The organism is Acinetobacter sp. 826659 (genome assembly GCF_000588515.1).
Lineage (GTDB): Bacteria > Pseudomonadota > Gammaproteobacteria > Pseudomonadales > Moraxellaceae > Acinetobacter > Acinetobacter pittii.
Map to the genome: position 1 here is coordinate 13,490 of NZ_JFYD01000009.1, position 16,438 is coordinate 29,927.

The 16,438-nt window shown below is 39.5% G+C and carries 15 protein-coding genes; 5 read left to right on the top strand and 10 right to left on the bottom strand.

What is annotated here, in order from left to right; all coding sequences use genetic code 11:
* Positions 1–8: 8 nt before the first annotated feature.
* Positions 9–425 carry a hypothetical protein gene (locus J663_RS16610; protein ID WP_033851061.1) on the bottom strand — a complete coding sequence of 139 codons (417 nt, stop codon included), beginning with the start codon at positions 423–425 and terminating at the stop codon, positions 9–11.
* Positions 426–693: 268 nt separating this feature from the next.
* Here J663_RS16610 and J663_RS16615 point away from each other — a divergent pair, with 268 nt between their 5' ends.
* Complete coding sequence (locus J663_RS16615; protein WP_033851062.1) at positions 694–1,188, top strand: CinA family protein; 495 nt, start codon at positions 694–696, stop codon at positions 1,186–1,188.
* A 50-nt stretch (positions 1,189–1,238) separates the two neighbouring features.
* Here J663_RS16615 and clpB read toward each other — a convergent pair whose 3' ends face one another.
* Entirely contained in the window at positions 1,239–3,818 is a 2,580-nt protein-coding gene (clpB, locus tag J663_RS16620) for an ATP-dependent chaperone ClpB (RefSeq protein ID WP_033851064.1), read from the bottom strand.
* A 300-nt stretch (positions 3,819–4,118) separates the two neighbouring features.
* On the opposite strand from clpB, the gene J663_RS16625 reads away from it, so the two are divergent.
* Complete coding sequence (locus J663_RS16625) at positions 4,119–4,928, top strand: M23 family metallopeptidase (protein WP_033851066.1); 810 nt, start codon at positions 4,119–4,121, stop codon at positions 4,926–4,928.
* Here the strand turns inward: J663_RS16625 and J663_RS16630 are convergent.
* The 3 genes from J663_RS16630 to J663_RS19215 all read right to left on the bottom strand — a co-directional run bounded on the left by J663_RS16630 (position 4,925) and on the right by J663_RS19215 (position 6,066).
* Complete coding sequence (locus tag J663_RS16630; protein ID WP_033851068.1) at positions 4,925–5,350, bottom strand: GNAT family N-acetyltransferase; 426 nt, start codon at positions 5,348–5,350, stop codon at positions 4,925–4,927. The genes J663_RS16625 and J663_RS16630 overlap by 4 nt on opposite strands.
* Before the next feature lie 95 nt (positions 5,351–5,445).
* Positions 5,446–5,868, bottom strand: coding sequence for an OsmC family protein (locus J663_RS16635; RefSeq protein ID WP_002121528.1), 423 nt, complete (start codon positions 5,866–5,868; stop codon positions 5,446–5,448).
* A 78-nt stretch (positions 5,869–5,946) separates the two neighbouring features.
* Positions 5,947–6,066, bottom strand: coding sequence for a hypothetical protein (locus J663_RS19215; RefSeq protein ID WP_002121587.1), 120 nt, complete (start codon positions 6,064–6,066; stop codon positions 5,947–5,949).
* Positions 6,067–6,306: 240 nt separating this feature from the next.
* Here J663_RS19215 and crp point away from each other — a divergent pair, with 240 nt between their 5' ends.
* A complete protein-coding gene (gene crp / locus J663_RS16640) occupies positions 6,307–7,014 on the top strand; it encodes a cAMP-activated global transcriptional regulator CRP (protein WP_005070320.1) in 708 nt (235 codons plus the stop codon).
* Between the two features lie 159 nt (positions 7,015–7,173).
* A complete protein-coding gene (locus J663_RS16645; RefSeq protein ID WP_033851071.1) occupies positions 7,174–8,223 on the top strand; it encodes an NADP(H)-dependent aldo-keto reductase in 1,050 nt (349 codons plus the stop codon).
* A gap of 54 nt (positions 8,224–8,277) precedes the next feature.
* Here J663_RS16645 and J663_RS16650 read toward each other — a convergent pair whose 3' ends face one another.
* The 5 genes from J663_RS16650 to J663_RS16670 all read right to left on the bottom strand — a co-directional run bounded on the left by J663_RS16650 (position 8,278) and on the right by J663_RS16670 (position 13,493).
* Positions 8,278–9,057 carry a M48 family metallopeptidase gene (locus J663_RS16650; RefSeq protein ID WP_002121572.1) on the bottom strand — a complete coding sequence of 260 codons (780 nt, stop codon included), beginning with the start codon at positions 9,055–9,057 and terminating at the stop codon, positions 8,278–8,280.
* A gap of 115 nt (positions 9,058–9,172) precedes the next feature.
* A complete protein-coding gene (locus tag J663_RS16655; RefSeq protein WP_033851074.1) occupies positions 9,173–9,490 on the bottom strand; it encodes a hypothetical protein in 318 nt (105 codons plus the stop codon).
* A gap of 122 nt (positions 9,491–9,612) precedes the next feature.
* Positions 9,613–10,932 (bottom strand): adenylosuccinate synthase, encoded by a 1,320-nt coding sequence (locus J663_RS16660; RefSeq protein ID WP_002121613.1) that lies wholly within the window; start codon positions 10,930–10,932, stop codon positions 9,613–9,615.
* A gap of 63 nt (positions 10,933–10,995) precedes the next feature.
* Positions 10,996–12,162, bottom strand: a complete 1,167-nt coding sequence (locus tag J663_RS16665; protein ID WP_014206187.1) for an ATP phosphoribosyltransferase regulatory subunit — start codon at positions 12,160–12,162, stop codon at positions 10,996–10,998.
* Between the two features lie 311 nt (positions 12,163–12,473).
* Positions 12,474–13,493, bottom strand: a complete 1,020-nt coding sequence (locus J663_RS16670) for a type I glyceraldehyde-3-phosphate dehydrogenase (RefSeq protein ID WP_014206186.1) — start codon at positions 13,491–13,493, stop codon at positions 12,474–12,476.
* A gap of 269 nt (positions 13,494–13,762) precedes the next feature.
* Here J663_RS16670 and alaS point away from each other — a divergent pair, with 269 nt between their 5' ends.
* A complete protein-coding gene (gene alaS / locus J663_RS16675; protein ID WP_033851076.1) occupies positions 13,763–16,399 on the top strand; it encodes an alanine--tRNA ligase in 2,637 nt (878 codons plus the stop codon).
* The last annotated feature ends 39 nt before the right edge of the window (positions 16,400–16,438 follow it).

A 16,438-nucleotide genomic window follows, 5' to 3' on the forward strand; every position in this document is an offset into this window, starting at 1 on the left:
GGTTATTATTACTTCACGGTAATAATAACCTCACCATGAACATTTTTTGATTCAAAATCATATTTGGTAAAGCGGTCTGCTCTTTCGGGTAATGCCATCATTTCCAGTTTTTTCTTTTCCTTACTATCAATCACATGATTTTGTTTTTGTTCTTGATAAGGTGAAAGTACACTTGTTCTGAGGGCATCCCATCGAACTTGTTGTAAATAATTATCCCCTAACACCTGACGTGCTTGTTGTTGTTCTATCATTGGTTTCTTAGCATCGTCTTGAGCTTTCGCAATAATTACTGGTAAAGCTGCATTTACTGCCCCTGTTTGCGTTGCTAAGGCCCCTTCACTTAGAGGCTGCGCAGCCCATACGTTAATTGGGATCAGTGTAATACAACCTAAAATACACAGCGCAGATCCTTGTTTATTGTTCATTGCATTTATCCTAAATTGTTATTGTTCGTTATATCGAACAAAATTAACAATTTTTTAAACATGTCGCAATGTTATAAATAGACTTCCCGACAATTAACATTGATCATTTTAAAACCTGAAATATTTCACAAGCATTTAGTGAATATTCAAGTTGTTTTATAGATTTTTATCTCAGACTTGTACGACACTGCTAAATCACTTACTGTAATTTTATAATTTATCTGTAAATTGATTTTATTTATAAATAAACACCATTCGAGGTGAAATAATGCTTCAGCAGTGCTGCCAACTATTAGAAGATCGCCAGCTCAAAATTGCTTTTATTGAGAGTGCGAGTTCGGGTTATTTAACAAGTCAGTTTTCTATTCACAAAAATAGTGGTGCAGATATTTTACTAGGTGGCTTAGTTAGCTACGACCCAAGCATTAAAATTAGTATTTTAAATATCGATCCAAAGTTAATAGAGACTTACACAGCAGAGTCACCGCAAGTTACAGAAGAAATGTGTAGGCTGGGTCAAAGCTTATTTCAACAAACTGATATTATTGTCAGTTGTACTGGGCTATTAAAATCTGGAGGAAGTGAAACCCGAGAAAAACCTGTGGGCACCTTTTTTATTTGCATTTCTTACCAACAGCATATTTATCATTATCGTTATTTTTTATCTGGTCACTCAGAACAAAAGTTAAAGACATTAACTCAGAAAGTTTCAGATGCCATAATTGCTTTACTCACATCAACCATAAAAACTGATTCAACATAAAAAAAGAGAATATGTTTCCATATTCTCTTTTCGGTTTTAGCAGAAAAAGCTTAACTGAGTTTCATTTTATCGAAGACTAAATGCCCATTTTCGCCTTTAACTAGAATAGTATCACCTGCGACAAAATCACCCGACAAGATTTTTTGTGCTAATGTGTTTTCAATCTGTTGTTGAATCGCACGTTTTAATGGACGCGCGCCATAGACAGGATCGAAACCAGCATCAATCAATAAATCAAAAGCGGTATCATCTACAGTTAGACTCATGTCACGATCAACAAGACGCGAACGTAATCGATCCAACTGAATATCGGCAATACCACGAATTTGTGCTTTTTTGAGTGAATGGAAAATCACAAGCTCATCAATCCGGTTAATAAATTCCGGACGGAAATGCTGACTTACCGCATTCATTACAATGGTACGCACTTCATCGTCTGTTGCACCCTCACCTAGCTCACGTACATCTTGTGAACCTAAGTTCGAAGTCATCACAATTACCGTATTTTTAAAGTCTACTACTCGACCTTGTGAATCGGTTAAGCGGCCATCGTCCAATACTTGGAGCAAGATATTGAAGACATCTGGATGTGCTTTTTCAACCTCATCAAACAACACCACGCTATATGGCTTACGGCGAACAGCTTCAGTTAAAACACCACCTTCTTCATAACCGACATATCCTGGAGGCGCACCAACTAAACGGCTAACAGAGTGTTTTTCCATGAATTCACTCATGTCGATACGAATCATCGCATCATCACTGTCAAACAAGAAGTTAGCTAAAGCTTTAGTCAACTCTGTTTTACCAACACCTGTTGGACCCAAGAACAAGAATGATCCACTAGGACGATTCGGGTCAGACAAACCGGCACGTGAACGGCGGACAGCATTCGATACCGCAACAACTGCTTCATCTTGCCCAACTACGCGGTCATGTAAAAACTCCTCCATATTAAGAAGTTTTTCACGTTCGCCTTGCATCATTTTAGCAACCGGAATACCTGTTGCAGCACTAACAACTTCAGCAATTTCATTTTCAGTTACTTTAGTACGAATGAGTTTTGGCTCTTCGTTCTCCTCTGCAACTTCATCTTGCTCCAGTTGTTTTTGCAACTCTGGAATTACGCCATACTGTAAACGTGCTGCCTCAGCCAAATCACCTTCACGCTGAGCTTTCTCAAAAGCAATACGCGCTTTATCAAGTTCCACCTGAGCCTGTTTAGTACCTTCTACCAAAGTTTTTTCAGACTTCCAGATTTCTTCAAGATCGTTGTATTCTTTCTCGACTTCAGCAATCTGTTTTTCAAGATGAGTGACTTCAGCTTTACTGCCGACATCTTCATCTTTTTTCACAGCTTCCAATTGCATTTTCAACTGGATTAAACGGCGATCGAGCTTATCAAGTGCTTCAGGTTTAGAGTCAATCTCCATTTTAATACGAGAAGCTGCCTCATCAATCAAATCAATTGCCTTGTCTGGTAATTGACGATCAGTGATGTAACGATGAGACATTTTCGCCGCAGCAATAATCGCAGAGTCTAAAATTTGCACACCATGGTGAGTGGCATATTTTTCTTTGAGTCCACGTAAAATTGCAATCGTATCTTCAACACTTGGCTCATCAACTAGCACTTTTTGGAAACGACGCTCTAAAGCTGCATCTTTTTCAATATATTGACGATATTCATCTAAGGTCGTCGCACCCACACAGCGCAATTCACCACGAGCCAACGCAGGTTTTAACATATTACCTGCATCCATCGCGCCATCACCTTTACCTGCGCCTACGAGTGTATGTAACTCATCAATAAACAGGATGATTTCGCCTTCGTGTTTTGCCAAGTCTTTTAAAACAGCTTTTAAACGTTCTTCAAACTCACCACGATATTTAGCCCCAGCCAATAATGAACCTAAATCGAGGGATAAAACACGTTTATTTTTCAATCCCTCTGGCACTTCACCATTCACAATACGCTGTGCCAAACCTTCAACAATAGCGGTTTTACCAACGCCCGGTTCACCAATAAGAACAGGGTTGTTTTTGGTACGACGCGATAACACCTGAATGGTACGACGAATTTCATCATCACGCCCAATGACAGGATCAAGTTTTCCAGATAAAGCACGCTCTGTTAAATCAATCGTATATTTATTAAGTGAGTCACGTTGGTCTTCGTGATTATTACTCATGACTTTGTCATCACCTCGAATATGTTCAATTACTTTGCGTAAACTGTCGGGAGTTACGCCTACGGCACTTAAAATATTTTTAGTTTCGCCTGTCTCTGCCAAACCTAATAAAACCCAGTCAGTTGATAAAAATTCATCACCTGCCTTTTGCGCATATCTGTCTGCCAGATTAAGTGCTTTAACCGCTTCTGGGTTTAAGTTGACATCACCCGTTGGATTGGCAATTGTCGGCGCATCTTTTATAGCCTGTTCAAGTTTTTGTTTAAGTTCAGGTAACCGTGCACCTGCTTGTTGCAACAAACTAATATTTGATGGCTCTTCTAACAAGGTAGACAAAATATGAATACCTGCGATAGCGGTATGGTCTTTACCCATCGCTAAAGATTGAGCATCTGAGAGGGCTTGCTGCAAGCGGTTTGTAAATTTCTCAAAACGCATTCTTGTTATTCCTCACAACAAATTTGTACTTGTCTAATAGATGGGAACACTTCTTCGAATTTCAAATAAATTTTTATATATTTTTCATAATGTTATAAAAATAACAGTGAGTAAAACTCCATTATAATATGGGATTATTTTGTATATATTTCAAGTACAGTTCAGCTACATTTTATTAAAATGCTTGAATATTTAGATTCATGCTTATTCTTACTACGCTTTTCACAAAGTCTTCATTGAGAATTTAGTAATTAAGCTTTAGTTTATCTTGCTAGTTTCCTACTCGTTTTGAAATGAAAAATGCACTTTAAACATATTATATTAACAACAACTTGTCTTTTTACTTCGGCACTAGCAATCGCTCAGCTCCCACAAGACTCCAGACGACCTGGTGGAATTGCAGTTGTTCCTCTAAGTACAGATATTACTCAGGTCACATTTCAACAGAAACCTGTTTTAATTAGTAAAGAAGGTCAGCAGCGTTATGCCGTGCTTGGTATTCCTTTATCTACTCCAATCGGAAATATTCAACTGGACACAAATAAAGCCCCGATTCAAATAGAAGTTAAGTCTTATCCTTACGCTGAGCAACGCATTAAAGTCACTAACCAAGATTATGTGAACCCCAACCAAAGTCAATTAGACCGTTACGCTCAAGAAGCAAAAGAACAAAATGATGTGTATACCTCATTTACACAGAGCTCGTGGCAAACCCTACCCACATTTATACGCCCGACTTCAGGGAAATTTAGCAACTCTTTTGGAAGAAAGCGCTTTTTCAATGGCGAGGAACGCGCGCCTCACTCAGGTTTAGATATTCCTGCGCCAGTAGGACAAAAAGTTGTTGCTCCGGCAGATGGTGTTGTTATCCAAACTGGATCTTATTTTTTTAATGGACAAACCGTGTTGATTGATCATGGCCAAGGCTTAGTCAGCATGTTCTGCCATTTAAGCGCAATTAAAGTAGAGAAAGGCCAACATATCCGCCAAGGAGAAACGTTAGGTTTAGTAGGCAAAACAGGACGCGTGACAGGCCCTCATCTGCATTGGGGCATGAGCCTTAATAATGCTCGGGTAGATCCTCAGCTTTTTCTAAATATAGCTCGTTAATTTAAAGCTTTACGAAAATACTTTGGCGCTTCGACATAGCCTTCTCTTAGGTAAAATTGATGTGCCAAAAGTCTTTGCATTCCTGAATGCAGTTCCATTCGATCACACCCTCGGCGTCTGGCTTGTTGCTCAGCCTCCTTTACGAGTAAATGCCCTACACCTTTGCTACGCATATTCTCATCAACACACAGATAGCATATTTTGGCAAAGTCACCTTGTAAGGCAATTTGCGGAATAAAGTAGAGAGATAAAAAACCATAAATTTTACCCCTCTCTTCAGCAATCAAAATTTGTGAATTAGAGTCATTATGGAGTATCTCAAATTTTTCTTGAATAAGAGCAAAAGGCTGTGGGTATCCCATCTGTTTAAGTAGATCACATATAGCTTGAGTATCTTTTGATTTAGCAGAACGAATATTCATCTTTCTTTTCCCTATTATTTTTTAGTTATTTTTGACAATAAAAAAGCCAACTCTAATGTCAGCTTTTTTTAATTTCTAGTTAGCAAAAAAATGCCTTATTCCGCTTCAATAATTTCGAAGTCATGTGTAATTTCAACACCACCGTCAGAAAGCATTTTACTTGCTGAACAATATTTCTCGGCAGACAATTCAACTGCTTTTGCAACCTGCTTTTCTTTCACAGCTTTACCAGTTACCACAAAATGTAAGTGGATTTTAGTAAACACAGCCGGAATTGCGTCAGCGCGCTCAGCTTTTAAATTACATACAACATTCGTCACATCTTGGCGAGATTTCTTTAAAATAGTCACAATATCAAACGAAGCACACCCACCAAGTCCCATTAATATCAATTCCATAGGACGTGGACCACGGTTTTCACCACCATACTCAGGTGAGCCGTCCATGATGACACTATGCCCACTATCCGATTTCGCTTCAAAAGCAACATTCTCTAGCCAATGTACACTTGTTTGCATTGCAACTACCCAAAAAAAATTATAAATTTAAGCAGGGTCTGTTGACATTTCATCTATGGATTGCGTTATAGCTAAAAATTAATCCAAATAAGACGCAAAACCCAGACAATGGCAATCCTTTGTCCAGTTTTGTAATAAAGTTTGTGAAATTTCAGCCATAATCTGAGTTGCAATTAAAGCAGCGCAGGCATAGCGCAAGACCAAGTTATTTTGTACGTTCCGTTGTTAAGATCTATTTATTTAGAATGGCTAAATTTCATAGTTCTTATTTGGTACGTCTAAAAGAATTGTCTTATGTTGCAACCATCTGTGAAATGTCAACAGGCCCTTGTTTTGTACACTAACATAAAATGAGTTGATAAGGAATTTCATCTCTTCTGTGTAATAGCTCATCTCGAGCTTGTGTGAATTGTTTACCCTATTCGGAACATATTAAGCATGACTTCAAATTTTTCACAACTCAGCACAGATGCTTTATCTCCGGGGCAACTACCTGAATCCGTTAAAGCATTGTTAAAACGTGCTCACATCAACAGATATCCAAAACGAACCACAATTGTTGATGCCGGAACAGAGTCAAAATCTTTATATTTAATTTTAAAAGGCTCAGTTTCAATTATTTTGCGTGAAGATGACGAACGTGAAATTGTTGTTGCGTATTTAAATCCGGGCGATTTCTTTGGGGAAATGGGGCTTTTCGAACCGAACCCTCAACGTACAGCCGAAGTTCGTACTCGTGATGTCTGTGAAATTGCAGAGATCTCTTATGACAACTTCCACGAACTTAGCAAACAATATCCAGACTTAAGCTATGCTGTTTTTGCACAATTAGTTCGCCGTCTAAAAAATACGACTCGTAAAATGACAGATCTTGCGTTCATTGATGTGTCTGGTCGTATTGCACGTTGCTTAATCGATCTATCTTCTCAACCAGAAGCAATGATTTTGCCGAATGGTCGTCAAATTCGTATTACTCGTCAAGAAATTGGCCGTATTGTTGGATGTTCACGTGAGATGGTTGGTCGTGTACTCAAAACCTTAGAAGATCAAGGTATGATCCAAACTGATGGTAAAGCCATTCTTATTTTTGATGCATCATTAGAAGAAAACACTGTTTCTGATGATGACTACGATGATGAAGAATAATATTCATTAAATTTTTAATAAAAAGCAAACTTCGGTTTGCTTTTTTTATATGCAACAATGAGTTAATACACAAAACTTACAAACTATTCTAATTTTATGATTTAAGTTGAATACATATTCTCCGTTAGGCTAACTCAAAATTTCCAAGGATTCCGCTGTATGCAATTTAACCCACTTAGTCGCACAGGCCTTAAACTTCCAGAAATTTGTTTAGGCACCATGACATTTGGTGAGCAAAACTCCCAACAAGAAGCTTTTGAACAACTCAATTACGCCTTGGCCCATGGTTTATATTTTTGGGATACGGCAGAAATGTATTCCGTTCCACCAAAACCTGAAACTTATGGCGCAACTGAAACGATTATTGGTAATTGGTTTGCCCAGCATGGACAACGTGACAAAGTCTTTCTTGCATCTAAAATTGCAGGTCCGGGCTTTGGAGGAACACACATCCGAGAAGGCAATACACGCTTTAACAGCGACCATATTGCTAAAGCTCTAGATGGATCACTTAAACGCCTCCAAACGGACTATATCGACCTTTATCAACTGCATTGGCCTGAACGTCATACCAACTTTTTTGGTACGCTCGCTTATGGCAATCAGCAAGCTGAAAATGATTACGACACAACACCTCTAGAAGAAACATTACTCGCTCTACAAGAAGAGATTAACCGTGGGCGCATTCGCTATATTGGTTTATCAAATGAAACCCCGTGGGGCACCATGAAATTTTTACATTTGGCCGAAAAGCTAGGTGTCAGTAAATTTGTAAGTGTTCAAAACCCATATAGCCTGCTTAACCGTACTTATGAAATAGGTATGTCAGAGATTGCTAAATATGAAGATGTCGGCTTGCTCGCCTACTCTCCTCTGGCTTTTGGTTACTTAACTGGCAAGTTTAGAAATGGTGCTCGTCCTGATAATGCTCGTGTAACACTATTTCCGCGTTTTAGCCGCTACAGCAACCCTCAAAGCGAATGGGCGACTGAACAATACGCACAGCTAGCAGAAAAGCATGGACTAAGCTTGACTCAGATGGCCTTAGCTTTTATTAAACAACAATTCTTTGTGACCAGCACAATTATTGGTGCCACTAATTTAGATCAACTTAAAGAAAATATTCAGGCATTTGAGATTGAACTACCAAGTGAAGTTCTAAAAGGTATTGAGGCCATCCATACCCAACAGCCCAACCCTGCTCCTTAAATAAAAAACGGATGCTTAAGCATCCGTTTTCTTTATCTATATAAAATTTACATCTTATTTGCGGCTATTATAAACTGCCATTGCCGCAGGTAAGTTTTTACGCATATCACCAATACGTTGTGAGTTAGATGGGTGAGTAGACAAGAATGATGAACCACCGCCACCTTCAAGCTTATTCATTTTTTCCCAAAGTGTAATCGCTGCATTTGGATTATAGCCTGCACGTGCCATCAACATTAAACCACCTTGGTCAGCACGACTTTCCAAGCTACGAGAATATGGTAAGCCCACACCCACTTGTGTACCTAACTGAGCGGCAGCAGTACCAAGCTGGCCTACATTATTACCCGCATAGCTTAAACCGATGCCTAGAGCTAAATCAGTTAAAGCTTGTGCACCAATTTTACTTTTTGCATGCTCTTCTAAAGCATGTGTCATTTCATGTCCCATAACAGCTGCAATTTCAGCATCTGTCAGGTTCAATTTATTCACAATACCTGTATAGAACACTACTTTGCCACCAGGTGCAACGTAAGCATTAATCGTATCTGATTTCAACACCGCTAACTGCCAGCTAAATGGTTGACCAGTCTGATTCATCTGGTTGGCATATGGTTTTAAACGGTTGAATACAGCATTAATACGGTTATATGTACTAGAGCTTGTATCGAGAGCACCCTTACCACGTGCTTCCTGCACCATCTTATTAAAACCTTGAGCAGATTGAGCATTTAAGGTTGCAGTATCTGCCCCAGCCATGTCCGCTACTGTTGCACAGCCAGAAATGGTCATCACACTTGCAGCACACAAGCTTAAAAAGAGTTTTTTATTCATAACACGGATCACCTAAATCGATAAAAAGCTGTTTATTCTTTTGCACTTATTATAAGAAATACCACTGATGCTTTGAATGTCTCATTTCTCCATGATCATAGTATTTATGTAACGATCAAGTAGATAAAGTCATCAAATAAATCCAGAAAATTAAACAGATTACATTTAAACCCAAATAAACATGACTTAAGGTTTTAACTTTCTCTTCAAGATTAGGACTTTCCCTTTTCCAGAGTAAATAACTATTTTGTATGAGTACAACAGGAATTAACACACATGCGAACAAAACCGACAAGCCCATAAAAGCGGTCATAAAGAAATCTTCATGATATTCCTGTCCATAAATAACCAACATCGCCAGCGTGGGTGAACCACCAATAGCAAATAAAAAAGAATAAAAAATTGTTTTTGAAATAGTTGGTTGCAGCTTCATCCTGAGCCCATCCTTCCTTATCTATATATAACGTTTTAATCTGAATCTAATAAAACGAAAACTGCACTTTAGTCGGGTATAAAAAAGGCCCCCTTTCAGGAGGCCTTTTTAATCTTTGCTAATTAAGCAGAGAATGGATGACGTAAAACAATTGTTTCTGCACGATCTGGACCAGTTGAAACGATATCAATCGGACATTCGATTAATTGTTCAATACGCTTAACATAAGCCAAAGCATTTGCTGGTAATTGATCGATACTCGTTAAACCAACAGTCGACTCGCTCCAACCAGGCATAGTTTCATAGATTGGCTTCAAGCATTCAAAAGAAACCGCATCTGAAGAACCTACACAACCTGAATCTGTATTTTCATAACCCACACAGATTTTCACTTCTTCTAAACCATCTAAAACGTCAAGTTTAGTTAAGCAAATACCTGAAAGAGAGTTTACATCTACAGAACGGCGAAGAATTTCAGCATCAAACCAACCACAACGACGTTGACGGCCAGTAGAAGCACCAAATTCATGACCAACTGTACCTAGGTGTTTACCAATTGGGTCACCAGAATCAGCAGCTGCATCGTAAACCAATTCAGTTGGGAATGGACCAGCACCTACACGTGTTGTATAAGCTTTAGTAATACCTAATACATAATCAAGATGTAAAGGTCCCATACCTGAACCAGAGCTTACGCCACCAGCAGTTGTATTTGAACTTGTAACATACGGATAAGTACCGTGGTCGATGTCTAGAAGTGAGCCTTGAGCTCCTTCAAACATTACAGCCTTACCTTCTTTGCGATAGTCATGCAACACTTTAGTCACATCAATCACTAATGGAGCAAGCACTTCACGCCATTGGTTGCAAAGAGCCAATACATCTTCAAATTTAACAGCTTCTACACCGTAGAACTGAGTTAATTGAAAGTTATGTAACTCAAGCATTTCTTGAAGTTTTTCTTCTAATGCTGCACCACCACGAACAAGGTCAGCAACACGCACTGCACGGCGAGCTACTTTATCTTCGTATGCAGGACCAATACCACGACCTGTAGTACCGATTTTAGCATTACCACGTTTCTTCTCACGTGCCTGATCAAGTGCAATGTGGTTAGGCAAAATGAGTGGACAGTTTGGAGAAATACGTAGACGTTCTTTAACAGGAACACCTTCCGCTTCCAAAATTCCCATTTCTTCAATTAACGCGGCTGGTGAAAGTACTACACCATTACCAATTAAGCACAATACGTTTTCACGTAAAATGCCTGATGGAATGAGGTGCAATACAGTCTTTTTACCACCTACGACAAGAGTATGACCTGCGTTATGTCCGCCTTGATAACGTACTACCGCAGCCGCCTGATCTGTGAGCAGGTCGACGATTTTACCTTTACCTTCGTCGCCCCATTGGGTACCAAGTACCACAACATTTTTGCCCATAATAGCCTCATTACATCATGCTGTTAAAATTGGAAACCACCAGTAAAAATTTACCGTTGGCGATTAAATCTTTTCAATATTCCATTGTCCATTTTGCGACACGAGTTGATGGGTCGCATATGGAATAGAACTTAAATCATCATTACCTAACAATTGAACCACACGTAAACCTTGAGCACGTGCATTCGAAATTGCTGAGAGTAAATCCTGTTCTGAGCCTTTTGGAGCAACAACAGTTTCGATTTCCGCGAACTGATTTGCACCTAAGGCATATAAATCACAACTAAAGCCAGTAGCAGGACGTGCGCGGCCAAAGTGCTCACCAATACCATCATAACGGCCACCCTGTGCTAAAGGCGCAGCTCGATTCGGTGCATAGACCGCATACATTAAGCCAGTGTGATAGTGATAACTACGTAGCTCTACAACATCAATACCGATATTGAGATTTGGCCAACGGCCTTTAATTTGCGCAAGTGTCGTTTTAAGTGCATCTAACGCTGATTTAAACTCAGCATCTTGTAAGATGTTTGCACTTAAATTCGCCTGCAATGCTTCTAGATCACTAGAATAGCGGCCAAGTGCATAGAAATCAGAACCCATATTGAGGTTTTGAGTAAATTCAGCTAACTCTGGTAACGCTTTTCTTTGATAAAGATCTGAAAGCTCATGCTCTTCATTTTTTGACAGTCCAGCACATTTTACTAAACTGCGGAACAACCCTACATGACCCAAATCTAAATGCGCGCCTTGTAAAGTATAGATGTTCTCGATCAACCCCAGCATAACATCGACCATTTCGACATCAGCTTCGATACTGTCATGCCCGTATAACTCTGCACCTAATTGTAGAGGTGCACGTGTGGCATTGAAATTTTGTGGTTTAGTATGTAATACAGTCCCTGAATAACAGTAACGTGCAACGCCTTCAACTGGTCTTACATGTGCATCGATACGTGCAACTTGCGGCGTCATATCAGCACGAACACCGAGTAAACGGCCTGAGAGCTGATCAATGACCTTAAAAGTTACTAAATCTAAGTCTTGATTTGATTCTGATAATGAAGACAACGATTCGATGTATTCGATAAATGGTGTATATACCAATTGATAACCTCGTACCGCGAGGAAATCTAAAGCTTCACGGCGAAGTTTTTCAATGACTTGCGCCTGTTCCGGCAATACATCTGCTACCCCGTCAGGCAGCAACCATGTCTCTGAAATGGTCATATTTCAAGCCTAAAATCTGATCAACGTGGAACGACCCCACATAAAAAAATCGGGAACACACCCGATTTCTCTTAGTGTAGCATGATACTTTGTGCCATGCACCTGACAATTTGCATAAATCTTTCTTAATAAACTCTAAAGTCAAAAAGAAGATTCCATGAAATAATAATAATATTCAATACTTTATTCTCATTCACTCATATCATAGACAAAAGTTCTTCGACCAAAGAATGGGCCAATATCTGAGCTATCTCCTTGTTGCCAGTTAACCAGATTTAATCTTTGAATAGCTTTCTTAAGGTATTTTAAATTTAGAAAGAATCACACAAATCTAATAATCGGTTTGCATAGCCCCATTCATTATCGTACCAAGCGAATACTTTAGCTTGATGGCCAACGACCATCGTCTGAGTTAAATCAACGATGAGTGAATAAGGTGAATGATTGAAATCACTCGAAACTAATGGCTCATCTGTTACCGCCATAATTTCTGCATAGTCTGTTTGAGATGCTTTAATTAGTATTTCATTAATGTGATGCACAGTAATTGGAGATTGCGCGATAAAAGTTAAGTCAATTGCCGCCACATTAATAGTTGGTACACGAATTGAATAACCATCAATACGGTCTTCCATTTTAGGCATAACACGCTTTAATGCGCCGAGTGCACTAGATGTGGTCGGGATAATATTTTGCCCTGAAGCTCTAGCACGACGTAAATCACGATGTGCGTGGTCAAGAACAGATTGATCTGCTGTCACTGCATGAATTTCTGTCATAAGCGCAGTTTCAATACCGAAAGCATCATCAATGATTTTGACTAATGGAACTAAAGCCTGCGTAGTACATGAAACGCTTGATATGATCTGATCAGTCACTTTGACTTCATTATGGTTCACACCATAAACAATAGCTGCATCGACATGATCAAAAGGTGCTGCTCCAATAATGACCCGCTTCGCCCCTGCTTGTAGATGACGTGTTGCATCCGCGTGAGAACGGAACAGTCCTGTACACTCAAGTACCACATCAATATCTAAACTAGACCATGGTAAAAGTTCAGGTTGTTTCTGCTTTAAAACCTCAACTTTTAGCGTTCGTTGATTTGACTGAATATTCAAAAAAACTTTTTCATTTTCAATCAATATATCTACATTGCCATTGAAACGGCCGTGCGTAGAATCATATTTAAATAAATGCACTAATGTCTGGACATCTGCTATATCGTTAATCGCCACGATTTCAAAATGAAATTGTTTTGGGCTTTCGAACCAGGCGCGTAAAACATTACGTCCAATCCGACCAAACCCATTAATGGCGATACGTTGCATGACCTATCCTTATCAACAAAACTACAAACTAAAGAAGGCATATAGTAAAGCACGTCAAGGCCAATTGAATATAGATTTTTAGCCAAATCACAGTTTTGTAAGATATTCCTTTTAAAATCGTTGGTTCGGTGGGGTTTTTCCGCTACAATTTAGCGTTTTTAAAAAATAAGCCCCGTATCACATGCAAGGTTTGGCATAAAACAAACAGGCATTGATACATTTAGCCAAATTCGAAAATATGGAGTGACTTGGTTGTGAGTACTCGTTTAATGACATCTGCTGAAATTCGTGAAGCATTTTTGCGCTACTTTGAAACGCAAGGGCATACACGTGTCGCGTCGAGTTCTCTTGTTCCTGCCAACGACCCAACTTTATTATTTACAAATGCTGGGATGAACCAGTTTAAAGACTGCTTTTTAGGTCTTGAGAAACGTGACTATGTGCGTGCAACTACATCTCAAAAATGTGTACGCGCTGGCGGTAAACACAATGACTTAGACAACGTTGGCTACACTGCACGTCACCATACATTCTTTGAAATGTTAGGTAATTTCTCATTCGGTGATTATTTCAAACGCGATGCGCTTAAATTCGCATGGGAATTTTTAACCAGCGAAGAATGGCTTGCTTTACCAAAAGATAAACTTTATGCCACGGTTTACCACACCGATGACGAAGCTTACGACATCTGGAACAAAGAAATCGGTTTAGCGCCAGAACGTATTATCCGTATTGGTGATAATAAAGGCGAAAAATACGCATCTGATAACTTCTGGGCAATGGGTGATACTGGTCCATGTGGTCCATGTTCTGAAATTTTCTTTGACCATGGTGATCACATTTGGGGTGGTTTACCAGGCTCACCTGAAGAAGACGGTGACCGTTTCATTGAAATCTGGAACAACGTTTTCATGCAGTTTAACCGTACTGCTGATGGCGTGCTTCACCCTCTTCCTGCTCCGTCTGTTGATACAGGTATGGGCTTAGAGCGTATCTCTGCTGTATTGCAACATGTTAATTCAAACTATGATATTGACCTGTTCCAACACCTATTAAAAGCTGCTGCCAATATTATCGGTATTGAAGACCAAGGTCAGCCTTCTTTACGTGTTGTTGCAGACCATGCGCGTTCATGCTGTTTTCTCATTGCTGATGGTGTAAACCCAAGTAATGAAGGTCGTGGTTATGTACTTCGCCGTATTATCCGCCGCGCTGTGCGTCACGGTAATAAACTTGGTGCAACAGGTACGTTCTTCTACAAAATGTTGCAACCTTTAATTGAAGTTATGGGTGATGCATATCCAGAACTTGCAGCTCGTAAAGACGTGATTGAAGCAACTTTAATTCGTGAAGAAGAACAGTTTGCTAAAACACTTGAGCAAGGCTTAAAACTTCTCGAAGGTGAACTTGCTCAGTTAAAAGACAAAACTATTCCTGGTGCGACTGTATTTAAGCTTTACGACACTTACGGCTTCCCGACCGACTTAACTGCTGATATTGCACGTGAACGTGACTTTATTATTGATGAAGCTGGTTTTGAAGTAGAAATGGCAGCACAGCGTCAACGTGCTCGTGATGCTGGTAAGTTTGCCGTTGATTACAACAACATTGTAAAAGTTGAAGGCGAAACTCAGTTTGATGGTTACATCAACACCACTGGTCAAGGTCAAATTGTAGCGATCTATAAAGATGGCGTACAAGTTGACGAAGTTTCTGAAGGTGATGAAGCGCTTATCGTTTTAAACCAAACTCCTTTCTATGCTGAAAGTGGTGGTCAGATTGGTGATACTGGTATCTTCAAAAACGAAACTGGTATTTTTGAAGTTCAAGATACTAAAAAGTCAGGCGGTGCCTTTGTTCATCAAGGTATTGTGACCGTTGGTAGCCTTAAAGCAGATCAAAACGTTGAAGCGATTGTTAAAGCAGACATTCGTGAAGCAACTGCACGTAACCACTCTGCAACTCACTTATTACATGCTGCCCTTCGTCAAATCTTAGGTTCACATGTACAACAAAAAGGTTCTTTAGTTGCAAGCGATATCTTACGTTTCGACTTTGCTAATGACCAACCTGTAACTTTTGAACAGTTACAACAAGTTGAGCGCTTAGTGAATGCAGAAATTATTGCAAATAGTGCTGTAACAACCGAACTTCTTGATATCGAGGCTGCAAAAGCTAAAGGTGCCATGATGTTGTTCGGTGAAAAATATGGTGATGAAGTACGTGTACTTTCTATGGGTTCAATTATTGATGAGAAAAACTTCTCAATTGAACTTTGTGGTGGTATCCACGTTAAACGTACAGGTGATATTGGTTTATTCAAAATCACTTCTGAAGGTGGTGTAGCTGCTGGTGTACGTCGTATTGAAGCTGTTACAGGTACTAAAGCGCTAGATGTAGTACAAAAAACTGATGCTGATATCCAGCACATTAATAGCTTATTAAAAGCACAGAAAGACCAAACTGTTGAGCGTGTACAAGCCAATGTTGAATTGGTTTCTGCATTACAAAAGCAGATTGAACAGCTCAATCAGAAATTGGCAAACTTCCAAGCGTCAGAATTGATTGATCAGGTACAAACCATTGCTGGTCGTCAAACGCTTATTACCACTGTTCAAGGTGTAGATGCAAAATCACTTCGCAACTTACACGACAGTGTTAAATCGAAATTAGAGAATGCAGTTATTGTGTTAGCTGGTGTAGAGGGTGACAAAGTTAGCTTACTTGCTTCAGTTGCATCACAATACACTGCAACTCTAAAAGCAGGTGACATCATCAAACATCTAGCAACCGAGTTAGGTGGTAAAGGTGGTGGTAAACCTGACTTAGCACAAGGTGGCGCGCCACTTAACGAGAAGTTTGGACAAGTTATCGCAGCATTACCTGCATGGCTTGAACAAAAATAAGACTTCACTTTTTGTGTAACTGACCCTGAAAAGCCTCTC

Bases quoted from the DNA above. Each gene is read 5' to 3' on its own strand.
- J663_RS16665 (WP_014206187.1), bottom strand. From the start codon at position 12,162: ATGACCATTTCAGAGACATGGTTGCTGCCTGACGGGGTAGCAGATGTA.
- J663_RS16625 (WP_033851066.1), top strand. From the start codon at position 4,119: ATGCACTTTAAACATATTATATTAACAACAACTTGTCTTTTTACTTCG.
- J663_RS16615 (WP_033851062.1), top strand. From the start codon at position 694: ATGCTTCAGCAGTGCTGCCAACTATTAGAAGATCGCCAGCTCAAAATT.
- J663_RS16650 (WP_002121572.1), bottom strand. From the start codon at position 9,057: ATGAATAAAAAACTCTTTTTAAGCTTGTGTGCTGCAAGTGTGATGACC.
- J663_RS16655 (WP_033851074.1), bottom strand. From the start codon at position 9,490: ATGAAGCTGCAACCAACTATTTCAAAAACAATTTTTTATTCTTTTTTA.
- J663_RS16630 (WP_033851068.1), bottom strand. From the start codon at position 5,350: ATGAATATTCGTTCTGCTAAATCAAAAGATACTCAAGCTATATGTGAT.
- clpB (WP_033851064.1), bottom strand. From the start codon at position 3,818: ATGCGTTTTGAGAAATTTACAAACCGCTTGCAGCAAGCCCTCTCAGAT.
- crp (WP_005070320.1), top strand. From the start codon at position 6,307: ATGACTTCAAATTTTTCACAACTCAGCACAGATGCTTTATCTCCGGGG.
- J663_RS16670 (WP_014206186.1), bottom strand. From the start codon at position 13,493: ATGCAACGTATCGCCATTAATGGGTTTGGTCGGATTGGACGTAATGTT.
- alaS (WP_033851076.1), top strand. From the start codon at position 13,763: ATGACATCTGCTGAAATTCGTGAAGCATTTTTGCGCTACTTTGAAACG.
- J663_RS16660 (WP_002121613.1), bottom strand. From the start codon at position 10,932: ATGGGCAAAAATGTTGTGGTACTTGGTACCCAATGGGGCGACGAAGGT.
- J663_RS16635 (WP_002121528.1), bottom strand. From the start codon at position 5,868: ATGCAAACAAGTGTACATTGGCTAGAGAATGTTGCTTTTGAAGCGAAA.
- J663_RS16610 (WP_033851061.1), bottom strand. From the start codon at position 425: ATGAACAATAAACAAGGATCTGCGCTGTGTATTTTAGGTTGTATTACA.
- J663_RS16645 (WP_033851071.1), top strand. From the start codon at position 7,174: ATGCAATTTAACCCACTTAGTCGCACAGGCCTTAAACTTCCAGAAATT.